A 1,792-nucleotide genomic window follows, 5' to 3' on the forward strand; every position below is an offset into this window, starting at 1 on the left:
AGGGGCTGGGAAAAAACCAGTTCTTAACAAAAAAAGAACAATGAAAACCGTCGGTTTTAGATGGCCTTCATTGTTCTTTTTTCCTTTTTCTGAAGATGTAGAAGGATGTCCGCCTTTTCTTCGGAGTTCGAGGATCAGTTTCGTTAAATTCATGCTCATAAGCATCAAGCCGATGTCATTATGAACGGCTTGATTCCCTCTGACATGAACCCGTCGCATGCCAAAGACACCTTTCATCCGACCGAAAACAGTTTCTACGTCAATTTTTCGCTGTGCATAGATCCGTTTTCCATAATCGCTTTCCAGGTGTGCTTTGGCTTGATGTTTAAAGTATTCCCAATTGTAATTCACCGATGTTTGTCTTTGGTTCCCCTTCGGGGTTTTGGCTAGTGTATTCAGCCTGTCATCCATTTGTTCCTTGTCTGCGGTGTAAACTTTAAACTGACGCGTATATCCCTGTTTATCCACACGTGTGCTGTAGTGGGTAAAACTAAACCGCACACCGTCCAAGTCGGTATAAGTATCTTCTATTTCGTCATAAGACCAATTTTCCCGGCGTTTCGGATCCTGTTTATATTTTTTCTTTTGTTCTGCATTATACATGCCGTAAGGGATCAAAGGGATCTTTTCATAGTCATCGATGATTGATTCATAGTTTTCTTCACTGCCATATCCAGCATCTGCGACAATGTATTTGAATAAGTCCAGTGTAGAAATGGCTGATAAAAATGGAAGTAGCGTTCGCGTATCCGTAGGATTTGAAAAGATATCGTAGGCAATGACATATTGATTACTAGAAGCAACTTGAAGATTATAGCCAGGCTTCAATTCACGGTTTTTCATGGGATCTTCTTTCATACACATGAACGTAGCGTCTTTATCCGTTTTGGAATAACTGTTTCGTCCGTCAAAGGTTGCTCGGGCTTCTTCGTAGGACTGTTTTCTCGGAAGGTAATCTTTGACACACTTGTTGCGGTGTTTGTTTAATAGACGACGACGTCGTTTGTGTTTAGAGCCACCTTTAGGAATCTGTGTTTCTTCTTGGATGGATTCTTCAACTGCTTCTAGCGACGTATCAATTGCTTCAATCAGCGTTTCAATGCCTTCGGATGTATCTAACTGCTCTTTTGAAAGGCAGATATCCACTTCTGACTGAATTATGGTTTCATACAATGCTTCGACATTATCGTTCAGCTTTGATTCATACCGATCGATGGCCTTCTTCCAAGTGAAGGAATAAATGTTGGCATCGGCTTGAAGTTTTGTGCCGTCAATAAACAGAGCCTCCTCTTGAAGCAGGCCATTCTCTTTGAGTAGTGAAGTGAACAGAACGAAAGCATATTTGATTAGGCGCTTGGCATGTTCACTCGAACGGAAAGTATTGATGGTCTTATAGGTAACCGATGTGTCGCCGGTCAGCCATTTCATTGGAATGGACTCGTCATTCATGCGTTCAATCGTGCGACCTGAAAAAGTGGAACGACTATAGGCAAATAAGCACATTTTAAGTAACATGGCAGGGTGAAACGCAGGTCGTCCCGTATGAGAGGTGTCTTCCAGAAGAAATTCCGCAGGAATAGAATCAACGAAACGACTGATCAAACGGGCTTCGTGATCCTCGGGAATAGTGAAGTCTAATTGTAGTGTTAAAGCAGTTTCCATTGTGGTATAATTTTGATACAAAGTGAGCCCCTCCTTTAATTGCTGTTGGTACTTCAATTATAGTCGGTGGGGCTCGTTTTGTCTTTATAAAAGTAACATCCCACGACCTTTTTCTTTAAAAAACGGTCGT

At 41.7% G+C, this 1,792-nt stretch carries 1 protein-coding gene; it reads right to left on the reverse strand.

The features are described from left to right. A partial coding sequence (locus tag BMX79_RS12370; protein ID WP_143059459.1) for an IS1182 family transposase occupies positions 1-1,683 on the reverse strand: 1,683 nt, incomplete at its 3' end. Positions 1,684-1,792: the final 109 nt, after the last annotated feature.

The organism is Alkalibacterium pelagium (assembly GCF_900109325.1).
Lineage (GTDB): Bacteria > Bacillota > Bacilli > Lactobacillales > Carnobacteriaceae_A > Alkalibacterium > Alkalibacterium pelagium.